This is a genomic window from Ruegeria sp. F5, from assembly GCF_056533845.1.
Map to the genome: position 1 here is coordinate 1 of NZ_JBQFOU010000052.1, position 3,998 is coordinate 3,998.

At 53.0% G+C, this 3,998-nt stretch carries 4 protein-coding genes; 3 read left to right on the forward strand and 1 reads right to left on the reverse strand.

All coding sequences use genetic code 11. The features are described 5' to 3' along the window. From ACR0K1_RS25340 to ACR0K1_RS25350, 3 genes are all read left to right on the forward strand, one after another. The coding region (locus ACR0K1_RS25340) for a hypothetical protein (protein ID WP_480852285.1) at nt 1-233 on the forward strand (233 nt) is incomplete at its 5' end. A gap of 359 nt (nt 234-592) precedes the next feature. Continuing rightward, a complete protein-coding gene (locus ACR0K1_RS25345; protein WP_480617451.1) occupies nt 593-1,897 on the forward strand; it encodes an FAD-dependent oxidoreductase in 1,305 nt (434 codons plus the stop codon). A gap of 701 nt (nt 1,898-2,598) precedes the next feature. Next, a complete protein-coding gene (locus ACR0K1_RS25350; protein WP_480852286.1) occupies nt 2,599-2,859 on the forward strand; it encodes a helix-turn-helix domain-containing protein in 261 nt (86 codons plus the stop codon). 114 nt (nt 2,860-2,973) lie between these two features. Here ACR0K1_RS25350 and ACR0K1_RS25355 read toward each other — a convergent pair whose 3' ends face one another. Continuing rightward, the gene (locus tag ACR0K1_RS25355) at nt 2,974-3,159 is read right to left on the reverse strand and encodes a hypothetical protein (protein WP_480617448.1); all 186 of its coding nucleotides are present in this window, start codon (nt 3,157-3,159) and stop codon (nt 2,974-2,976) included. Nucleotides 3,160-3,998: the final 839 nt, after the last annotated feature.

Sequence of the window (3,998 nt, forward strand, 5' to 3'; positions counted from 1 at the left end):
CCCTGGCCGCGATGATTGGCCTGGTTCAGAACGAACAAAGCCGCCTTGCGGCGGCTTGTTCGGTAAAAGTGGTTGCGGGAGTAGGATTTGATCCTCTGGTCCTGCGCGTTGCGCGTTCGTCAGGCGATCGATCCACTGGATCGATCCCTGTTCTTCCTCACCCTTCAGGTTATAGTTTGAGTGGACCGTGGCCCCGGTGGGGCCGCGAAAGCCCCGATAACGCCGAGGTTTGATCGTTAAGCAAACAATCCGGTGGACTGTTTGTAGATCGAACGGGCTGTGTTGAGATTATTCGACCTGGTTGCGGGAGCTGGATTTGGCCTTTGCCGAACGTCCACAAAACTAATTCCCTAACGCGCCCTCTCTTCCAAGCTCTTTTCTGAACAATACCCGAACTGGTTTTAACAATTAGCCGTTTTGTCCGAAGAGTTGACGATCGCTAAACCGGAACCCGTGTCCGTTTTTGAGCCCATATTCACCGATATTGCGCGTTACTCCAGAGACGGCTTTCTGTTCTTGACGAATTGGGCTTGCAGGATCAGCGTCGTTTTAGAACGGACGGCACTTTGGACATTAGGGATGCCAGACAGCGATGAAGACAGAACACACTGACGTCCTTGTTATTGGCGGCGGCACAGCCGGTTTCGGGGCAGCCATCGCTGCAGGTCGCGAAGGGTTTCAGGTCACGCTGCTGGAAGCGACCAGCAAGATCGGTGGCGTTATGGCGTTCTGCCCCGGCATGCCTTGGGGTGGTGCATATCCGATGGATCAAATTATCGGCGGCATCATTGAAGAACTTACAGAGCGTCTTGCATCGATGGACCCCCCAGCCGCCGAGAAGCGCGCCTGCGCGCTCGACAACTTCGGGCCTGAAATCATCTATGACCACGACGTAGCTACGCTCACGATGTTTGAGATGCTCGAAGAAGCCGGCGTGCGTATTAGGCTGGGAACCATCGCCCTCGAACCCGAGATGCACGGCACCAAAATTGCATCGGTCTCGTGCTGTGACCGACACGGTCCTTTCACTATTCAGCCGAAGATCGTCATAGATTGTTCGGGCGACGGCGACATCTCGGCCAAGGCTGGAGTGCCCTACGTTCTTGGCGACGCGTCCGGCAACATGATGGCGGTGACGATTTCCTTCTTCATGATGGGGGTGGACTGGGACCGCGCTTTTGCCGAACCGGACCCGTATTTTCAAAAATACGCAGCGATTGGCGTCACAGACGGCAGGTTGCACAGCGATCTTAGGAAGCTGTACCTCATGCGCGGCTTTCATGAGGGCACAGTTTTTTGCAATTCTGTCCATGTTCGCGGTGTGGACGGCACGGACCCTCTGGCTGTGGGCGCTGCCACTCAAGAAGGCCGCCGCAGGTGCCGCAAATTGGCTGCGTTCTTGCGTTCTGAGGTTCCGGGGTTTGAGCAAGCGCATATGGCCATGCTTTCACCAACGGTTGGCGTGCGCGAGACGCGCAAATTGCAAGGTGTGTATCGCTTGAAGGGCAAGGACTTGGCATGTGCGACCAAGTTCGAAGACGGCATCGTGGCCTGTGACAACCCTATCGATGATGTCATGCGCGCCGAGGGCGACATGACCCATCACGCTGCTATCGAGTCCGGGCAGTACTATACAATTCCGTTCCGGTCACTGGTGCCAGAAAAGATCACGAACCTTATGTTTGCGGGTCGCATTTTGTCGGCAGACGCGGTTGCATTCGCCTCTGTACGCGGTATGCCGCAATGCATGGCGATGGGGCAAGCCACCGGAACAGCAGCAGCGATCGCATTACAATCAAACATCGCCATTCAGGCAGTCCCGACGGCGAATCTCGTTCGACGCTTGTCTTCACACGGCATCAACCGGTTGAAAGTGCCTGAACACAACGTGTCGTGACGATCTGGCAGGCATAGCAACTACGCAAATTGTGGACGTACTTACATCGGATCTAAAGGGCCGCTCCGGTCCGCATAGCGAGAATTGCAAAGTCGGATTTTGAAGGTCCGCTTCGGGCTGCGACCAGCCAATCGAGCAAACCGCAGAGAACAACAGTTCTGAGCCCAAAACTACTGAATGTTGCGGGTTGCCTCAATGACTGCTTTGCGCAGGAAAGCCAACTTTGCAAATTCATTCAAAGCCCCCCATCCCATTTATAACTATCATTTTCGTAAGCGAGATGTTAGCGCAGAGGTGAGCAATGTGGGCAGCTAAAATCCTGTTTCGCATAGACCTCAACTCGCCAGCACGCGTTAAGGTGAGAGCAAATAAACCCTTTACGCTAGACGCCTTTTTTCTGAATTCGGTGTTTGTGTAAGGGGCTTTCATCGAAGTTCTATGGGAAGAGCAGAATGAAAATTGTTGGACTATATCGAATTAAAACTCCAATGGGCCAACCAGATCTGGTTTGGGTGAAGGATCAAGGGTTAGAATTCGAAATCCCCGAGGATCGATATCGCGCTGCAAAGTATCAGCCAGATATTGCTGCACTTAGATGGAGCGAAAGTTAGAACGCTTGACCGTTCCACTGCTGCCGCGACCTCAGCTATATTAAGCGGCGATTGCGTCAAGCCATTTCAACAAAACGAGGCAGGAAATTTATGGTTAGTTCCAAACCAGAGAACGAAGAAAAATTTGAAAACCTCGATCCGGAGTCAGTCCGCCACAAGGCTGGCCTCAGCCTCGCGGAAATGGCCAATCTGCTGGGCATGAGCGAGGTGGGATATGACTCATGGGAAAAAGGCACGCGACGGCCCGGTGGTCCTGCTTACAAATTGCTGTTTCTGCTAGACAATAACCCTAAAGATATTGTCGCGCAGCTTGGTAGATTGAAAACCGATACCGGAATTGTTGATACCTAGCAGGCGTTGGGATCACTCTCTGTGCATCATGTCGGAAAGCACGGTCTGCTTTTCGCGGGACCAGGCATTCCCGTGCTGATGCGAAAGACCGCTTCGTCCGCACAGCCGACATTCCTAATTGTCATTTGCAGCCTGAAGAAACGGCTTTAACCAAGCAGCAGGAACCCAGTTGTCAAACGCGGCATGACGAACTTTGAACGCGGCCATTCCATTTTGGACGACTGGACCTTCAACAATCGTACCAACTTCACTCGTGGTATTGTCTGGGAAGGTGGCTACCACCCTGTCGCCAATTTCCATAGCGTGCCCCTGCTTTTCAAACGCTCAATCTTGCAAGTTTTTTGAACCCAAAGGTTTTAGTCTACCGGCCCAACTGTCAGCATGCTCCTGCAGCGTATCAGTACGACTGTCATGCATCGCCATCAGTTCGCACGCGGCCCACATTGCCACGTCCTGGTTCGCGCTCTTACTACTTAGCAAATAAGCGTTAGCGGTCGCCGTTTCTGGTGTCGCTGGTTTGTGTCTCACTTCGGGTTTCCCATCTTCACGTTTGCCGCATCGAGGTCCAACCCAGGATGTTGACGCGCCTCGGATAGCACAAATGCCTCTGCTGTTAATACAGGGGATTTACAGCAGGACTGCCCCTCGAAATCGGAGCGGGCGGGTACGACGCGCCAAACTCATACCCCCTCTTGGAAATTGTTAACCCCCTCGGGGCGCGCCGCACTTGTTTGGTATAGGCACAGATTGTTGGAATTGTGTCTGCAACAAGGTTTTGTGCCGTCAAGTCCGAGAGCAAGCATATGTTCCGTTCTTGAATGCGAGATTAAATCTGCACTTATTACGGGAATCCCCCAATTTCGGAAACATGAATCAGAGGATAAAGTTTTAGTAACGGATCACTTGACCCAATCCGTTGCAACACACACAGGGGCTGGCCAGTTATACCCCCTCACTTGTGCCAGCCCCTCATACCATTCATCACATGTTATGCGGTTGTGCCCCCTTGATTGACGGCAAACTATGAGCCGATTTAAAGAGCCTTGCTCCCATCCTGCCGGTAAGGGTTCACCGCCGGGTCATGTTGTGCGCCTTTATGGACTTTGCCCGCTCTATCTCCTCACTTGGGAAGGTCAGTT

Bases quoted from the DNA above. Each gene is read 5' to 3' on its own strand.
- ACR0K1_RS25345 (WP_480617451.1), top strand. From the start codon at position 593: ATGAAGACAGAACACACTGACGTCCTTGTTATTGGCGGCGGCACAGCC.
- ACR0K1_RS25355 (WP_480617448.1), bottom strand. From the start codon at position 3,159: ATGGAAATTGGCGACAGGGTGGTAGCCACCTTCCCAGACAATACCACG.
- ACR0K1_RS25350 (WP_480852286.1), top strand. From the start codon at position 2,599: ATGGTTAGTTCCAAACCAGAGAACGAAGAAAAATTTGAAAACCTCGAT.